Here is a 17667-nt window from a genome sequence, read left to right as displayed (position 1 = left end):
TCTTTGCAAGCAGCGGAGTGGCGGCTGGCCTTGCAGGCCATGCCGCCACGGCAATCCGGGTCAGAGCTTCATGCGGGCCCCGAGAATGAAGTAGCGGCCGATCGCATCGTCCGACGGGTAGAAGCCCACCGAGAGGCTGCCCGGCGCGCCAGTTACCTGCGGGGCATACGGCGGCGGCTTCTGGTTGAACACGTTCTGGACGTTGAAGAACAGTTCGAGCGACGGCTTCGGCTTGTAGGAGAAGTTGACGTTCGAATAGGTCACCGGATCGACGTAGAGCGAACCCGGCGCGGTCTGCAGGCCCAGCAGCGGATCGACATTGGCCAGCTTGCTGCGCCAGCGGGTCGTCCAGTCGATGCGGAATTCATCGCTGACGTTGTAGTTGATCATGCCCTGCAGGCGAACCTTGGGGACCGAGACCCCTGCCGCGTCGGTGGTCACCGCGCTCGGCTGCAGCGTGCGCAGCGTCGGCTGGTACGTACCGAGGAACCGCAGGCCAAGGGCATGGCCCCCGATGTCGGTCTTGTAGTTCATCTCGACGTCAAAGCCCGACGTGCGCAGCGTCGCGGCGTTGATCGGGGCATTGGTGAAGAACAGCGTGGCCGCGTTGGTCGAGGCCTGGTTGGCCGGAGTCCGGCTGAACCCGCCCGGACGGACCTGCAGCGCACAGTAGGGCGAAGTGCCGCCGCTGTCGTAACAGGCGTTCTGGAACTGGACCAGCGAGCCATCAACGAAGACGATCGCGTCCTTGATGCGGATGAAATAGGCATCGACTGCAAGGCTGAAGCGCGGCGAGGGCTTGAACACGATCCCCGCCGTCGTGGTATTGCCCACTTCCGGCTTGAGGTTCGGGTTGCCGCCGATCTGCTGGGTCAGGGTATAGCCGCCCGTGCCGACGACCGAATTGGTCAGGAAGTCGGTGCCCGTGGTCAGGCCCTGCGAGCGGCCCGGCGTGTAGAGTTCGCTGAGGTTCGGCGCGCGGAAGTCCTTCGAGCGGGTGGCCCGGATCGTGATCATGTCGTTGACATGCCAGTCGAGCCCGACCTTCCACGTGGTCGCGTGGAACTTGGCCGTGGTATAGGGCGTGCCGGCGATGACATTGCCCTTCGAGTTATAGTCGGCATAGCGCGCGGCGGCGTTGATGTGCACGTCCTGCGCCAGCGGCACGTCCTTGAGCAGCGGCACGTCGACCTCGATCGCGCCTTCCGCCACGTTCTGCGACACCGGCGAGCGGGCCGCCGTGCCATTGGCATACGTCCCGGTCGTGCCAATGTTGGTCGCGCTCTGCTGCACGCACGAGGTACGCGAGGGCAGCAGGCCGAGCGCGTTGCAATCGAGCGCGGAGATGTTGGCGGGCGGAGCATCGCTGCGCAGCTCATAGCCAATCTTGCGGTATTCGCCCGACAGCGCCATTTTGACCGGACCGGCCCAGGTCTCGAACGGCGATCCGGTGATCGCGCCCGAGAAATCGTAAGTGCTGGTGATGCCTTCGTAATAGGTCGGCTGGCGCACGTAGTCGATCGCGGCCTGCGAGGCCGAGGTCGGCCCGAACGGGTTGAGCGGGACGCAGCCGGCGAAGTTCGCGGCATATTGCGCCTGGGTCAGGACCCAGCAGGTCGGCGTGCCGTTGACCTTCACCGTATCCAGCGCCGCGAACAAACGCGCGGTCGACCAGGTCTGGTTCGAGCGGTTGGCCTGGCTGACGCGGGTGCCAACGTAGGAGACGTTCCAGTTCCAGTCGGCCAGCTTGCCCTCGAAGCCGGCATCGACGTAGAAATTCTGGTTGGTGTAGCTCGTGCTAGAAACCGGCGCCTGGGCAGCCGAGAAATACTTGCCGAGGTTGAAGGCGGTCACGCCCGCGCCCTTCATCGCGGCGGCGATGTTGTCCGGCAGGAAAGCATTGTCCGGCGTCAGGCGGAAGCCCTGGGCCAGGGCGGACGACGCGCTGGCCCCGTTGGCACGCAGGTTCAGGAACGACGAATACTGCTTGATCCGGTCATAGAAGCCCATGACGTAGAAGTGGACGTTGTCGCTCACGTCGAAGTCGAACCGGCCAAAGGCCTGGAGGAACTTCTGCGGGGTGGCGAGCGTCACCTGCTCGTTGTTCCAGCCACCGCCGCCGCCGAGCTGGTTGGTGCCGAAGCCCACCGAGCTGCCGTTGACGAAAGGCGTTGCCGCGCCGTTCTGGGTGAAGTCGAGGCCGTAAACGCTGACGCCGTTGATCGAGGCGGCGGGCTGGCCGGTGATCTGGTTGATCTTGCCGCCGAAAGTGCCGAGCGAATCCACCGCCGTGTTGGTGATGAAATAGGGCGCGCAGTTGGCGCTGCCGGTGCCGCCCGGGCAACCGTTGCCCTGCAGGGTCCAGCCCGGGGCGCCCAGCTTCTGCACGTAGTCACGGTCGGTGCGGAAAAGGCCGGCGTCGTAGCGGTAGTCAAGGCTGGCTTCGAAGTGGCCGCGCCCGTCGAACAGCTCCTTGCCCCAGGCCCCGCCGATGTTGACGGTCGGCTCGTCAGCATATTGCGAGATGCCGACCTGGGTGTTGAGCTTGAGCCCGTTGAACTTGCGGTCGATGATGAAGTTGACCACGCCGGTGATCGCATCCGAACCGTAGACCGCCGAGGAACCGCCGGTCTGCAGGTCAACCCGCTGCAGCAGCATCTGCGGAATCTGGTTGAGGTCGACCGTGCCGTCGAGGTTCTGCGGCGGCACGCGGTGCCCGTCGAGCAGGACGAGGCCGCGCGTCGCGCCAAGGCCGCGCAAGTTGAGCACGGCGGCCGAGTTGTTGTTGCCGCCCTGGCCGGTCGAACCGGCGGTCTTGCCGCCGCGCGCCGCCGCGATCAGCGGCTGCTCGAGCAGGGCCTCGAACACCGTGGTCGGCTTGGCCTGGGTCAGGGCCTCGGTCGTCACCATGGTGATCGGCGTCGGGCTGTTGTTGCCGTTGGTGATGACGCGCGAGCCGGTGACGACGATGGTCTCGGCATCGGCGTCAGCGGAAGCCTCGCCGGCCTGCGCGCTCGCCGGAGCACCCTGGGCCTGGGCCGGCTGGATGGCGAACAGGCTGGCGCCCGCCATCAGGGTTGTCGCGAAAAGCTGCTTCATGTTGAACCTCTCCTGATACCATTGCGGCGGATGCTGCGCATTCTCGGTGAAGCGTCGGGCATCGACTCGCTGCTATTGCTTGAATTTCTCCGGTCGCCCCGACATCAGCCGGCGACGCCCATCCATCCGACCTTTTCCGCCCCCACGTCGAGGTCGAGCTTGTGCGCCAGCGTCAGTCGCCCATCGTCCGCGATCCGGAACGAGGTAACGCTGGCAGGCACCAGGGCCCCGTCTTCCCGCAAGATCGGCGCGACATTGCCCGCGACCAGCACCTTGCCCCCCGCGACAAGCGCGATGGTGCGCGGATGCAGGCCGAGCGTATCGACATGCTGCAGCAGCTGCGTCCGCCCCGTTGCCGCATCGAGCGCAAAAACCGCGACATTGTTCTCCCCGCCCGGGAAGACCGGCAGTGGATCGGGATTGAGCCACGAAGGCCCGCTGTGCCCGCCGACATTGCCGTCGTTGCGATTGGCCACGTAAACGTGGCGCCCATCCGGATGGACGTGGACCTCGCCGCCGTCCTGCCGCTTGAACAGCTTGTCGGGGTTGGCCAGGATCGTAACGGCGGAAAGCGGCACGGGGTCGATCGTGTCGCCCGCCATGCGGAACACGGCCAGTTCGTTCTGCGCCTCCAGCGTGGCCAGCAGCAGCGGCTCGGAAGGATGAAAATCGACATTGCGCGGATTGAACCCGCGGGGCGCATCGGCCACGGCAGGGGCGATGGATTCCACGTTTTCGAGCCGCCCCCGGTCATAGCGGACGATCTTGAACGCCCCCTCGACATAGGCCGGCTTGCCGAAGCCCTTGGCTCCGCGCGCAACCAGCACGGCCCGCCCGTCGCCGGGCATGACGCGCACCTGGTGCGGCTTGGTCCCGAACTCGAAACCCTCGGCCCGCTCGATCTCGGCACCGATCGATCCGTCCGGGCCCAGCTCGAACACGCTCAGACCCGGCGCATCGCCATAGGCCACAAGCACGTGGCGTCCGGCGCCATCGGTGCACATGTGGATCGGCCGCGCCGGGAGGACCACGGTTTCACCCAGCGGCGTCAGGTCGCCCGCCTCGTCGCGCCGCAAGGCGCACAGGTAAAACGGCGGCGGCCCTTCGGCCCCGCGATCGGCGCAGGCGGCATAGAGCACCGGCAGGACCGGGTGGTCCCAGCCATATTGCACGCGCGAGGGCAGGACATGGCTGCCCCGCGCGGAAAGCGCGCCGGTCTCGGGGTCGATCGCATAGTTGGTCATCACCGAGCCGACGCCGACATAGACCGAAACCGGCCGCGTCACTGCCTGCTGTCCTGCTTGCGGCACTATCGACAAGTCCGTGTCCTGCACGCGCGGCTCCTCCTGACCCAATAGACTACGGGACTCTGTCGAGCCCCTTTCCTTCGCCGCGCTTCTAAGGCGAGGGGACGCCCGGATAAAACGGTATATCCTTGGCCTCCACCATAACGAAACGTTATGCGCGCCGTGCCCGCCAGATCTGCTTCACGTTGGCCATATACGGCTGAAAACCGAGATTTTTTCCTACCCGCCAGCGCGTCGTTCCGCCAAGGATGGAACACCCCCATCAAGATTCGCGATAGCCTATCCGCCCCGAATGACCGCGGGCCCCTTGCATCAACCGCCCCGATCTTTGTACAATTTTGCTCGACCCGAACAAGCCGGCCAGCCCGAACCGGCCCGCTGGAGGATACCGATGGCCCGTCCCGAATCCCGCGCGATGCCCAAGTCCCGCGCGATGATCGCCGTCGCGGCGCTCTCGTTCGCCGCTGCCGGGATCGCCCCCGCCGCGGCCGCCGATGATCCGGCCGCAGCAGCGGGCGCCGAACCGGTCGCGGCGCTGATTGCCCGCGCGCCGCGCGCCACGATCGAACGCGGCGGCGTGAGGATAGAACTGGCCCTGCCCGATCCGGGGCTCGGCTTCTATCGCGGCACGCGGTTCGACTGGTCGGGCATGATCCTTAGTCTCCGGCTCGGGCAAAGGGCCTTCCATGGTCCATGGTTCGACGCCGTGGCGCCGGGTGTGCGCGACTATGTCGACGACGGCCAGCGCATTGTCACCGGTCCGCAGACCAACGGCACCGGCCCGGCCGAGGAATTCGTCGGCGCCGCGCCCGTGTTCACCCCCGGCTATGGCGAGGCGGAGCCGGGCGGCACCTTCATCAAGATCGGCGTCGGCCGCCTGCTGCGCGCCGACGATCGCCCCTACAACCGTTTCAACAGCTATGCCGTGGTCGATAACGGTGCCTGGCAGGTTACGCGCGGCGCGGGGAAGATCACGTTCGTGCACTATTTGCCCCTCGCGGCAGACGGCTATGCCTACCGCTACGAGAAGACCGTGGCGATCCTGCCCGGCGGCGAGGTGCTGGTCGACCACCGCCTCAGCAATACCGGGCGCAAGCCGATCGTCAGCCAGGTCTACAGCCACAATTTCATGCGCTTCGGCGATTACCGGGTCGATCCGGCAACGACTGTCACCTCGCCGCTGCTGCGCGGACAGACACCCAAGGACCCGGCACTGGCCAAGGTCGAGGGCGAAAGCCTGACCTTCCACCGCGCGCTCGGGCGGGGTGAGAGTGTGTCCTTCCCCACCCCCGGCTCGGCTCCTATCAACACGGCTCCGGTCTTCACCGTTCGCCAGTCCGGCGGCGGTTCGATCTCCGGCTACAGCGACAGTCCGATCGCCCGCGCGCTGTTCTGGTCGATCCGCACGGTCACTGCGGTCGAACCCTATGTGGCGATCGACGTCGCCCCCGGCGCCGAGCAGCACTGGGCCTGGCGCTATCGCTATTCCGCACGATGAAGCGCGTTCGTCCGGAAATCCGGGCTGTTTCGCCTTTGCTCCGGCCACGACTGCGCTATATCCTTGGCCGAGGAGATCGCGCTTGGTCACGGAACTGAAGACCTTTATCGCCGTGGCGCAGTACGGCACCTTTTCGTCGGCGGCGGAACGGATCGGGCTGACGCAGGCCGCGGTGAGTGGTCATATCAAACGGCTGGAAGAGAAGATCGGCTTCCAGCTGTTCGACCGCACCGGCCATTCGGCCAAGCTCAACAACGACGGCTACCGCGTACTGGCGCGCGCCAAGACCATCGTCCGCCTCGTCGAAACCCTCGGCGAACTGGATGACGAGAGGCTGAGCCGCGACCTGCGCCTCGGCGCGATCCCCTCGGCCCGCTCGCCGCTGCTCGACCGCGCGCTCGCCCTGTTCCACGAACGCTATGCCGACCAGCGCATCCAGCTGATCCCCGACGTCTCGCTGCACCTGCTCGACCAGGTCGATACCGGCGAGATCGACCTTGCGATCATCGTCAAACCCCCCTTCAGCCTGCCGCCGGAAACGCGCTGGAGCATCTTGACCCGCGATCCCTACCTGCTGATCGTGCCCTCATCCTGCGAGGAGAGCGACTGGCGCCGCGTGCTGCAAAGCGAGCCGCTGCTGCGCTATGACCGGCTCTCGTTCGGCGGGCGTCAGGTCGAGCGCTTCCTGCGCACCCTGCCCTTCACCATTGCCGATGCGCCGGAAATCCCGGCCAAGTCCATGCTCTCGGCCGTGGCGGAGGGTCAGGGCGTGGCGCTTGTCCCGCTCACGGGCGGCGGGCACGACTTGCCGCGCGGGGTGCGTGCCCTGCCGCTGCACGGCAAGAGCCTGGTCAAGGAAGTCGGCGTGATCACGTCGCGCCAGAGCCTGATCGAGCCGACGGTCAACCACCTCAAGGACTGCCTGGTCGAGATCTTCGAGATCGCCAGCCTGTTCAACCCGGCCACGCCCCTGCTGGCGGAATGATCCGGCCGCGCAGGCATAAGCCCGCGTGATCCTGCAGGATCAGGATATGCTGTTTTGAATCGGTCCGGCGGCGCGATATGGCCGCTGCACATGGCGCCCGGCGGCGCGGCCGCCCGTCCGGGACGGCCCGTTTCTGCCGCGTCCTGCCCAAGAACAAGCCGTGCGGAGAGACCATTGAGGCATATCGCGATTTCCCTGTCACTCGCGCTCGCGCTGTGTGCAGCATCCCCAGTCGCTGCGGCCGGCAAGCGCGCCGCGCCGCGCCTCGGCACCGTTCCGCTGCAGGTCGAGGGCGGGCTCGCGCGCGGCGGACCGACCTCGCAGGCGGGCGTCGTCACCTTTCGCGGCCTGCCCTATGCGGCGGCGCCCGTGGGCGCGCTGCGCTGGCGCCCGCCCGCCCCGGTGAAAGCGTGGAAGGGTGTGCGGCCCGCCGCCGATCCCGGCGCGGTCTGCCCGCAGTGGCCGGGCGAGGAAATCAAGGACATCGCGGGCGTCAAGATCGACGAGGATTGCCTCAACGTCGACGTCTGGACCGGCGCGCGCAGCGCGGCCGAAAAGCGCCCGGTGATCGTGTGGTTCCACGGCGGCGGGCGGGGCTTCGGCGCCGCGTCCGAACCGCGCTATGACGGTGCCGCGCTGGCGAAAAAGGGCGTGATCGTGGTCACGGTCAACTATCGCGGCGGCGTGATGGGCCTGCTCGCCACCCCGGAACTGTCGCGCGAAAGCGCTCACGGCGTCTCGGGCAACTATGGCCTGATGGACGATATCGCCGCGCTCAAATGGGTCCAGCGCAACATCGCCAGGTTCGGCGGCGACCCGCGCAACGTGACCATCGCCGGTCAATCGTTCGGATCGGGCTCGGCCCATTTCCTCTCGCTCTCGCCGCTCGCCCGGGGCCTGTTCCACCGGATGATCAACGAGAGCCATGCACTCCATCCGAATGATCCACTGCTGATGCAGGTGGCGATGAAGTACATGCCGCTCAAGGAAGCCGAGGTCGACGGGCTGAAGTTCATGGCAGGGGCCGGGGTGAAGTCGGTGGCCGAATTGCGCGCCATGCCGTGGCAGCAGGTGGTCGCGGCCTATCGCAAGACGACGAGCGACCTGCTCTGGACCTATGTGAAGGACGGCTACGTCCTGCCGCGCATGTTCGCCGAGACCTATGCCGCCGGGGCCCAGGCCGACGTCGATGAACTGGCCGGCGAGAACCTCGACGAGAATGGCGCCGCGCCCGACACGGCCTTTGATTACGTCGTCGCCGGCAAGGGCGCGAAGCCGGCCAGCCCGCCGTTCCTCGGCCTTGCCGGATACCAGGCCTATGCCCGCAAGCGCTACGGCGCCATGGCCGACGAGTTCCTGAAACTCTACCCCGCGACGAGCGACCGCGAGGTCTTCGACGCGGCCAATGCCTCGATCCGCGACAACCAGCGGGTTTCGCCGTGGATGTGGGCACAGGTCTTCACCCGCGGCCGGACCAAGCCGGTCTTCCTCTACTTCTTCACCAAGGCGCCGCCGGGGCCGCAGAAGGATCTCGTCGGCGTCTATCACGGCGCGGACCTGCGCTACACCTTCAACAACCCGCTGCCCGACTGGGGGGCGGACGACCGGCGGGTGGCGGACCTGATGTCGTCCTATTGGGCCAATTTCGCGCGCACCGGCAATCCCAACGGACCCGGCCTGCCGCGCTGGCCGGCCTTCGACGGGACGACCGAGCAGGTGATGGAACTGGGCCACAAGTTCGCCCCGATCCCGCTTGCCGACGCGGCCAAGGTCGACTTCTGGAAGCGCTTCTACGCCAGCCAGCCGGCGCACTGAGCGCGATTTGCAACGGTACTGCAAGGGCACTGCAATGCCCTTGCAGGTTCAGTCGCGGAAGGCGGTCTGGCTCAGCCGCGTGATCGGGGTGAAGATGTAGGCGAGGACCGAGCGCTTCTCCCCGAGCAGGCTGACATTGGCGATCATGCCGGGGCCAATGCTGAGCAGCTTGCCCTCGCGGTCAACCAGCCGGTCGCTGGTCTGGATCTCGACATCGTAGAACGGCTCGCGGGTCTTCTCGTCGGCCACGGCATCGGGCGAGATCGAGGTGACCGAACCGTCGAGCGTGCCATAGATCGCGCGATTGTAAGCGGTGATCTCGAGCCGGGCGGGCTGGCCGAGGCGGACATTGGCAATGTCCGCCGGCTTGATCTTGGCCTCGACATAGAGAACGTCGTGCGAGGGCACGATCTCGGCGATCGGCGATCCGGCGGCGACCGAGCCGCCCACCGTGGTCACCAGCACCCGGTTGACCTTGCCGGTCACCGGCGAGCGGATCACCGTGCGGTCGACCTTGTCCGACAGGGCCGGAAGCTGCTGCTGCTTGATGCTGAGTTCGGCCTGGGCGACGGAGAGTTCGCTCGCGGTGCGGGTCAGCCAGTCACCGCGCGTCTGGGCGGTCTGGGCGCGGGCTTCGGCCACGCCGGAATGGGCGCGGGCCAGCGCGGCCGAGGCCGAATCAACCTCCTTGCGCGCGATCTGGGCCTGATTCTCGGTCTTGATCAGGTCCATCCGCGGCACGATCCCGCTCTCGACCAGCGGGCGGATCATCGCCAGCTCCTTTTCGGTCGCCTCGAGATTGCCGCGCCGCGCCTCGAGCAGCGACTGCGCCTCGACCACGGCCCGCTCGGCCTGGTTCACCCGCGCCGCGGCGGCGGCCATCGAGCTTTGCAGTTCGGCCATCTTGGCCGAGTGCAGCGATTGCTCGATCTCGCGCTGGCCGCTGGGCGTGGTCGCATAGTCGGGCGATGTGCCGCGCACTTCGGCGTTGAGCCGGGCGATCTTGGCCTCGAGCGCGCTGACCTCGGCATTGGACGAGCCGAAGGCGGCGCCGGACAGGGTGGGCGAGAGGCGCACGAGGATATCGCCCTTGCGCACGGTCTGCCCCGGCCGCACGAGGATCTGCTCGATCACCCCGCCTTCGAGGTTGGAGACGACCTGCAGCTTGGAACTGGGCACGACCCGGCCCATCCCGCGCACACTGCGATCGATCTGGGTCAGCGCCGCCCAGAGCACGGCGGCGCCGATGAAGGCGAGGATCGTCCACAGCACCAGGTTCGCCGAACGGTGCGCGACGAACTCCTGGTCCTCGACCGCGGCATCGCCGCCACGAAGCAGTTCAAGCAGCTCGGCCATCGCTCTTCCTCGATGCTGTGCGGATATCGGCCACCCGGTCGCGGATGGATTGCGGGGTGCCGTCCATCACCACCCGCCCGGCGGACAGCATGATGATCCGGTCGACCAGGCGAAGCAGCGACGGACGGTGCGTGATCAGGATCAGCGTGCGGCCTTCGAACTCCTCGCGCAGGTTATTGATCAGGCGCTGCTCGGTTTCGGTGTCGACCGAGGAGGTCGGCTCATCGAGAATGATGATCGGGGGCCGGCCGACGAGCGCCCGGGCCATGGCGATCGACTGCTTCTGGCCGCCCGACAGCCCCTCGCCCCGGTCGGACAGGCCAAGTTCGTAACCATGCGGCAGCTTGCTGATGAAGTCGTGCGCCAGACTGATCGTGGCGGCGCGGATCATTTCCTCGTCATCGACGTTCTCGCGGCCGAGCAGGATGTTGTCGCGGAGCGTGCCGGTGAGCAGGGCATTGTCCTGGAACAGGGCCCCGGTCTTGGCGCGCAGGGCGCCGGGGGCGAGCTGGCGGATGTCGGTCCCGTCGACCAGGACCAGCCCGCTCGACGGCGGGAACAGCCCGATGGCAAGCCGCGCAATGGTCGACTTGCCCGAGCCGATCGGGCCGATCAGGGCGACATGCTCGCCCGGCTCGATCTTGAACGAGACCCGGGTGAGTGCCAGTTCCGCCGCATCGGGGTAGCGAAAATCGACCTCGCGGAACTCGATCCCGCCATCGCAGTTGCCCACGCCAAGGCCGATCCCGGCCGGTCCCTCGACCGGCTGCGACATGAACCGGTCGATCTGCTGGTAGGCCGTGCGCGCGGCGTGAAGGCGGGTGAGCAGGTGGGCGATCGTGCCGAGCGGGGCGACCACCCGGCCGGCGAGGATCGAGCAGGCGATCACCCCGCCCATGGTCAGGCGCTGCTCGGCAATGGCGAAGACGCCGTAGATCACCACCCCGGTATAGGCCATGGTCTGGGCCGTGCCGGCGATGTTGATCGAAATCGTCGAGATCACCCGCTGGCGCAGCGACGAGCTGGCGTGACGGCTGACCGCGGCATCCCAGCGGCCGGAAAGGATGGGGCCCGCGTTGGCCGACTTGACCGTCTCGAGGCTGCCGATGGTCTCGACCAGCACCGACTGCTTGCCCAGTGCCTCGCCCAGGGTCTGGGCCGAGAGCCGCCGCATCAGCGGCTGCGACAGCAGGGCCCCGGCCGCGACCAGCGGCACCATCATCATCGGCACGAAGACGATCCAGCCGCCGATCAGCGCGATCACCGACAGGGTGATGACGATGAACGGCAGGTCGACCAGCGCGGTGATCGTGGCCGAGGCGAAGAAATCGCGCAGGGTCTCGATCTCGCGCACCAGCGCGGACAGGCCGCCGGTGGAATGGCGGCGCAGGTCCATCCGCATGTTGAGGATCTGGTTGAAGATCGCCCGACCGATGTCGCGGTCGATCCGGGCGCCTGCCACGTCGACGAAATAGGCGCGCAGCAGCTTGAGCACGAAGTCGAACAGCAGGATCAGGACGAGGCCGATGGTCAGCCCGACCAGCGAATCCGTGGCGTTGTTGGGCACGACCCGGTCATAGACCGTCATCGTGAACAGCGCGGTGATCAGCGCGAAGAGGTTGATCAGGGCGGCGGCCAGCGCGACCTTGACGTAGATGGAGCGATTTGCCCTGAGCGGACCCGCCAGCCAGTCCGCGATCCGGCCTTTCGGCAGTTCGACCTCGTTTACCGCCACTTTGCCCCCCTTTCCCGCGTCACGCCCGCCCGGCCCACCCGGAAGCGCGGACGGCACCATGCCGCCCGCGCCCCGGGGGGAAACCGGTCAGACGATCACGCCGCCCTGGACCGCCAGATAGTTCTGGACCAGCGCGCTCGAGTAGTCGTCGCCGTCCATCGCCACCTGCACCAGCGTGGTGGTGAAGCCCTGATTGGCCTCGCCGCTTTCGTTGTAGGCCGCCAGTTCGATATGGGCGGCCGAACCGAAACTGTTCCAGTCGGCCTGCTGGTCCTTCTTGCTGCCGCTGGCCGTGCCATCGAGATCGGGATCGTACTTCAGGATGAAGGCGATCGCGTCGTAGTAGGAATCGGTCGAATCCGTGAGCGAAGGATCGAGCGCGGTGATCCCGGTGCGCACGTCACCGGTTTCTTCATCCGGCGTGCCCAGCGAGGCATTGTTGAGCGTGTTGAGGAAGACCGCAGCCACGTCGCGCTCGAGGATCGAGAGGAAATCGTTGCCGCCCTTGGAGCCGCCGCCGACCCAGAAGGCCAGCTGGGCGGAGGTGAGCAGGATTTCCCCGGGCTCCTTGATGGCGTCGCTATCTCCCCACACGATGAAGGTATCGGGCTTGGTGCCGGCGTCCGCGGTATCGATGCCGTACTTGCTCAGCAGATCGGTGGTGGTCCAGCCTTCCTTGCTCAGCGCTTCGTCGCTGCGGCCCTGATCACCGTCCTTCGGGCCATTGGCATCGCCGTTGTTGTTGTCGTTGCCGTCATACAGCGACTTGCCCAGGGTCGATTGCCAGAAGCCCGGCGTGCGGTTGGCCCCGGCCATCATGTGATTGCCGAAATTGCCCTGCACGGCATCACCGCTCTCACCCTCGATGGTCAGGCCGCTGGTGATCGTGAAGCTGTAACCGCCGTTGTAGGTCTGGGTGAAGCCGTCCTTGGTGACTTCATAAAGGTACAGCGTCTGGCCGATGTGATCGCCCAGCGTGCCGCCGGTGACCAGGGTATTGAGCGTCAGGCCGTCGAACGAATAGTAGCCGTTCGCATCGGTAGTATCGGCCAGCAGGTAGCCATTTGAGCTGTCCTGGTCGGTGTCGATCACGATCTGCCAGCCGGTGAGGCCGCCCTCGGCACCGTTCCAGTCGCTGTTGCCGTCCGAATCGCCCCACTTGAAGCCCGAGAGGTTCATCTCCTCGAAGTTGCCGAAGTTCAGGTCTTCCGCCTTGCCTTCGGTGCCCGAGACGCTGACGCCGCTGACGCCGATCACGATCGCGGTCACGCCGAAGGTCTTGGTCCAGCCATCGACCGTCTCGTCCTCGAAGATCCGGTACTTGCCGGGCCCGAGGTCGGTGAAGGAATAGAACCCGTCGGCGTCGGTCGTCGTATCGTCGGCGTAGTCGTCGTAGAGGCCGTCGCCGTCGAGGTCTCCCTCGATATAGATGGTCCAGCCTTCCTTGCCGGTCTCGCCCTGATCCCAGCCGCTGTCGCCGTCGCTATCTTCCCACTTGTAGCCCGAAATGTCGAACTTCTCGAAGTTGGCGAAGTTGAAGGTCTGGTCGTTGCCCGAGGTGGCGACGATCGGATAGCCCGCCGTGCCCAGCGTCTGGACCCAGCCGGCCTGGTTCTGTTCGAGCACCTTGTAGCCGTTGTAGCTCTTGTCGAGCCCGGTGATCTCCCAGTAGCCGGTGGCGTCGGTGAAATCGAACTTCTCGCCCGCGTCCCACGTGCCGTTGCCGTCGCTCGTCTCGACCACGCCGTCGTTGTCGTTGTCGATGAACACCCGCCAGCCTTCGAGGCCGAGGTCACCGGCGTTGACCACGCCGTTGCCGTTCATGTCCTCGTACTTGTGGCCCGAGAGGTCGAACAGCTCGAAGTTGGCGAAGTCGAAGGTCTGGTCGTTGCCCGAGGTGGCAACGATCGGATAGCCCGCCGTGCCCAGCGTCTGGACCCAGCCGGCCTGGTTCTGTTCGAGCACCTTGTAGCCGTTGTAGCTCTTGTCGAGCCCGGTGATCTCCCAGTAGCCGGTGGCGTCGGTGAAATCGAACTTCTCGCCCGCGTCCCACGTGCCGTTGCCGTCGCTGGTCTCGACCACGCCGTCGTTGTCGTTGTCGATGAACACCCGCCAGCCTTCGAGGCCGAGGTCGCCGACGTTGACCACGCCGTTGCCGTTCATGTCCTCGTACTTGTGGCCCGAGAGGTCGAACAGCTCGAAGTTGGCGAAGTCGAAGGTCTGGTCGTTGCCCGAGGTGGCGACGATCGGATAGCCCGCCGTGCCCAGCGTCTGGACCCAGCCGGCCTGGTTCTGTTCGAGCACCTTGTAGCCGTTGTAGCTCTTGTCGAGCCCGGTGATCTCCCAGTAGCCGGTGGCGTCGGTGAAATCGAACTTCTCGCCCGCGTCCCACGTGCCGTTGCCGTCGCTGGTCTCGACCACGCCGTCGTTGTCGTTGTCGATGAACACCCGCCAGCCTTCGAGGCCGAGGTCACCGGCGTTGACCACGCCGTTGCCGTTCATGTCCTCGTACTTGTGGCCCGAGAGGTCGAACAGCTCGAAGTTGGCGAAGTCCATCCCGTCCTGGTCGTTGCCGGACGTGCCGACGATGCCGTAACCCAGTTCGCCATAGGTCTGGACGTAGCCCGCCTTGTCCTCCTCCAGCACCTTCATGCCGTTGTAGGCGCCGGTCAGGCCGGTGATCTCCCAGGTGCCGTCGGCGGCGGTGATCGCGAACTTTTCACCGGCGTTGTAGGTGCCGGAATTGTTGGCATCGATGAAGATGCGGAAGCCGCCAAGACCGGTGTCGCCGTTCTCGATCGCCCCGTCGCCGTCCATGTCCTCGAACTTGGTGCCGGAGATCGAATAGAGCTGGAAATTGCCGAAGTTGAGCGCCTGGGCAACGCCGAGATCGGCGTGCGTGTCGATGTCGCTGCCCTTGCCGTCGATATCGCCGTCAGTGAAGGTGATGACCGTCGGACTGACGGGGTCGGAATTGAGGTCGAGGTAGCCGCCGTAGGTGTTGGTCCAGACGGTCGGGTCCTGAAGCGTCTCGGCAATGGTCAGGGTATAGGCAATGTTCTGGATATTGGTGTCCGTGAAGGTCGGGACCTTGAAGGTGTACAGCCCGTTCGCGTCCGTTACCGCCGAAGCGGTGAAACTGTCCGAGACAGGGGGATTCTGGGTCTGGTTGCCCTTGTAGGTGATCGTATAGGCAACGGTGTAGTTGATCTGCCAGCCGGGGAGGACGCCCTCGCCCCCGTCCCACGCGCCGTCGCCATCGAGATCGTGCCACTTGTAACCGCTGAATTCGACGCCCGGAATCTGCTTGGCGACCGACCATTCCTCGAAGCCGTCGTTGGTCGCATAGTCGCCGTAGATGTCGCTGACCGTGTCGCCGCTGAGCGAGACGAGGCCATCGCTGGCGTCGATCGCGCCGATCTCGCCGAACGAGGAATAGAGGTAGACCACGGTGTTGTTGGTGGTCGTGCCGAAGCTGGCGACCGGGACATAGACGAAGAGGTCGGACTTGCCGCTGCCGGCCTGCAGCGAATAGTCGAGCAGGACCGACTTGTTGGTGCCGGTGTCGAGATTGTAGATGGGGGTCGTTGCGCCGGTGAAGGCGGGATCGGTGATCTCGGCGGTGAGGCTGCCGGTCGTGCTGGTGTAGATCTTGAGCTGGTCGAGCGAGATCAGCGGGCTGTTGTTGGTCTGGTTGATGTCCAACCGGAACTCGTAATAGAGCGTCCCGTTGATCTCGAGCGTCGGGATATCGGTGATCTTCAGGTTGTGCGTGAAGCTCAGCGACGTGTTCAGCTCGTAGTCGCCGTCGATCGGGCGGCCGCTGGTGTTGTAGCCGTCTTCCGTGCCGCTCGCCTGGAGGCGGACGAAGGCCTGGATCAGGCCGGTGCCGGATGAGCCCTCGGCCGGCTGGGTCAGGAACAGGGCACCGCCGAGTTCCTCGGTTGAATCGCCCGTCTTGGTGGTCAGGTCATAGTAGAATTGCGTGCTCGACGCGTTGCGATAGGTCGCGTCATCGTCGTTGAATACGAGCGTTACCATGACAGCCTCCAAGCGGTTCGGGCAGTGATCTGCCCGAAGTTCGGTCAAGCTGCGGCGGCCATACGAATGACCCCGCAGCAGCGACATTGGATGCGGCTGCGCCAGATATGTTCAAAGTATCACGCGAATACCAGCCTGATCGCCAGAGACGGGAATCCCCGGCGATTTATCCGCATTCGATGCCTTTGACCCTTTTGTTTGGGGAGCCGCGCTGCCTCTCCTTGCGAGAGACGAGTCGCCATGCTCCAAAGTTCGAGATTAATTATTGGTTAACTTTAAGTCAACTTGCAGCATGGCCGCAGCATGATTCAAGGGAACTGTTCGCTTACAGATGCTTACTCGGCTCAACGTGCGAACCGGCCTTGCCGTTCGTCGCAAATTGATACGCTCTTGGTCTGACCGCGCCGCTTTACCGCGGGCTGGACCGGTTCGCTGCGGGCGCAGCCGGGGTGGTGCGGCATATTGCGGATCGGCCGCCGGAGGCTGCGCCTTGGCTGGAGACATGATCGCGCCGTTTCGCGCCCTGCCCGAGGTGGGCGCCGTTTGCGTCTTCGATGCGGCCTATGCCAGTCATGTCGATCCGGCGAACCTGCCGGCGCGCAGCGCGGTAGGCCGAGGTGCGATTGCGGAGGAAAGCGGGATCGCGGGTCAAGCCCGGGATTACGGAAAGTGGGGGCATAGGTTCAGACCCATATCCCCACCTTTCCCGCCATTCACTCAGTCAGCGCGGATTCGCGGAACCGGACGCTGGCCGCGCAGATCAGCCCGCCGGAGGAGCGGCAGGCTTGGCCGTTGCTGCTGCGGCGGCGAGGGCTTCCTCTTCCTTCGTCTTGGCGCGGGCGAAGGCGGCCTCGGCCCGGTCGACGAAGGCCTTGTAGCCGGCGGGATCGACGAAGGCTTCGCTGTCGCCCGCCTTCCACTTGGCGTACTTGGTCGGGAGGTCGTAGTAATAGCCGTGGGGCCCAACGAAGATGTCGGCCGGGAGCGAGCGCAAGACCGCGAAGTTCTTGGCATAGTCCGCCACCAGGTTCGGATACTTGGGGTTGTTGATGATCTTCATCGCCCGGTTGGTGAGCGGGCCGCCGACGATCACCACCTTGCGCGCCTTGCCGTTCAGGTTGTCGGTAAAGGTCCAGGTCGTGTCACCCTTGGTATGGCCGGGGGTGAGATGGGCGGTCAGCGTGATCTCGCCGAGAGAGACCGTGTCGCCATCGTGCAGCACCTTGTCGACATGGGCGGCGGGGTAATATTCCTTGGGATCGTCGCCGTAGTTGTAGTCGAGCTTGCCGCCGGATTCGACGACGTCGGCATCGCCTTCCATCACGTAGTACTTCGCGCCCGACTTGGCGATGAATTCGACCGCGCCGGCATCGTGATCGATGTGGGCGTGGCTGATCAGCAGGATCTTGATGTCCTTCACCTTGAAGCCGAGGTCGGCCATCGACTTCTCGATCATCGGCGTATTGTAGGTGAAGCCGGTGTTGACGAGGATCAGACCCTTGGCGGTCTTGATGATGTAGGAGCCGAGGTTGGCGCCGCCGACATAGTACATGTGGTCGGTAATCTTGAAGGCGGGGAACGCGGTGTGGTTGGCGTCGGGCCCCTTCACGTCGCTGGGGCCCTGCCCCGGCGCGGGGGCGGCGGGCTGGGTTTGAGCCTGGGCCGGCACGGCGAGGATCGCGGCGACGAGAGCGCCACCGAGCGCCAGTTTCATTTTGCCGATCATTTGCAACAACACTCCCAAGTAATGCCATGTGACCGAAGCTCATGCCCCGGTCAGCCCATTCCCCGGGCGTCTACATGCTGCCATTCGCGGCCAAGGACAACCCGA

General features: G+C 65.7%; 9 protein-coding genes. 3 read left to right on the top strand and 6 right to left on the bottom strand.

Annotated elements, in window-relative coordinates; translation table 11 throughout:
• Nucleotides 1-60: 60 nt before the first annotated feature.
• Both H7F51_RS07115 and H7F51_RS07110 read right to left on the bottom strand, forming a co-directional pair.
• A complete protein-coding gene (locus H7F51_RS07115; RefSeq protein ID WP_185663537.1) occupies nt 61-3099 on the bottom strand; it encodes a TonB-dependent receptor domain-containing protein in 3039 nt (1012 codons plus the stop codon).
• A gap of 104 nt (nt 3100-3203) precedes the next feature.
• Nucleotides 3204-4385, bottom strand: a complete 1182-nt coding sequence (locus H7F51_RS07110; RefSeq protein WP_185663536.1) for a beta-propeller fold lactonase family protein — start codon at nt 4383-4385, stop codon at nt 3204-3206.
• Between the two features lie 412 nt (nt 4386-4797).
• Here H7F51_RS07110 and H7F51_RS07105 point away from each other — a divergent pair, with 412 nt between their 5' ends.
• From H7F51_RS07105 to H7F51_RS07095, 3 genes are all read left to right on the top strand, one after another.
• Nucleotides 4798-5904, top strand: coding sequence for a hypothetical protein (locus H7F51_RS07105; protein ID WP_185663535.1), 1107 nt, complete (start codon nt 4798-4800; stop codon nt 5902-5904).
• An 82-nt stretch (nt 5905-5986) separates the two neighbouring features.
• Entirely contained in the window at nt 5987-6889 is a 903-nt protein-coding gene (locus tag H7F51_RS07100; protein ID WP_185663534.1) for a LysR substrate-binding domain-containing protein, read from the top strand.
• A 174-nt stretch (nt 6890-7063) separates the two neighbouring features.
• The gene (locus H7F51_RS07095) at nt 7064-8704 is read left to right on the top strand and encodes a carboxylesterase/lipase family protein (protein ID WP_185663533.1); all 1641 of its coding nucleotides are present in this window, start codon (nt 7064-7066) and stop codon (nt 8702-8704) included.
• A gap of 48 nt (nt 8705-8752) precedes the next feature.
• Here the strand turns inward: H7F51_RS07095 and H7F51_RS07090 are convergent, their stop codons facing one another.
• From H7F51_RS07090 to bla, 4 genes are all read right to left on the bottom strand, one after another.
• On the bottom strand, nt 8753-10060 hold the full coding sequence (locus H7F51_RS07090; protein WP_185663532.1) for an HlyD family type I secretion periplasmic adaptor subunit: 1308 nt from the start codon (nt 10058-10060) through the stop codon (nt 8753-8755).
• Nucleotides 10044-11795 carry an ATP-binding cassette domain-containing protein gene (locus H7F51_RS07085; protein ID WP_343061239.1) on the bottom strand — a complete coding sequence of 584 codons (1752 nt, stop codon included), beginning with the start codon at nt 11793-11795 and terminating at the stop codon, nt 10044-10046. The genes H7F51_RS07090 and H7F51_RS07085 overlap by 17 nt, the downstream gene beginning before the upstream one ends.
• A gap of 87 nt (nt 11796-11882) precedes the next feature.
• Nucleotides 11883-15836, bottom strand: coding sequence for a hypothetical protein (locus H7F51_RS07080; protein ID WP_185663530.1), 3954 nt, complete (start codon nt 15834-15836; stop codon nt 11883-11885).
• 760 nt (nt 15837-16596) lie between these two features.
• Nucleotides 16597-17550: a subclass B3 metallo-beta-lactamase gene (bla, locus tag H7F51_RS07075; RefSeq protein ID WP_185663529.1), complete on the bottom strand. Its 954-nt coding sequence runs from the start codon at nt 17548-17550 to the stop codon at nt 16597-16599.
• Between the last annotated feature and the right edge of the window lie 117 nt (nt 17551-17667).

It is taken from the genome of Novosphingobium flavum (assembly GCF_014230315.1).
GTDB classification, from domain to species: Bacteria; Pseudomonadota; Alphaproteobacteria; order Sphingomonadales; family Sphingomonadaceae; genus Novosphingobium; species Novosphingobium flavum.
This window is presented reverse-complemented; position numbering and strand designations above follow the sequence as displayed.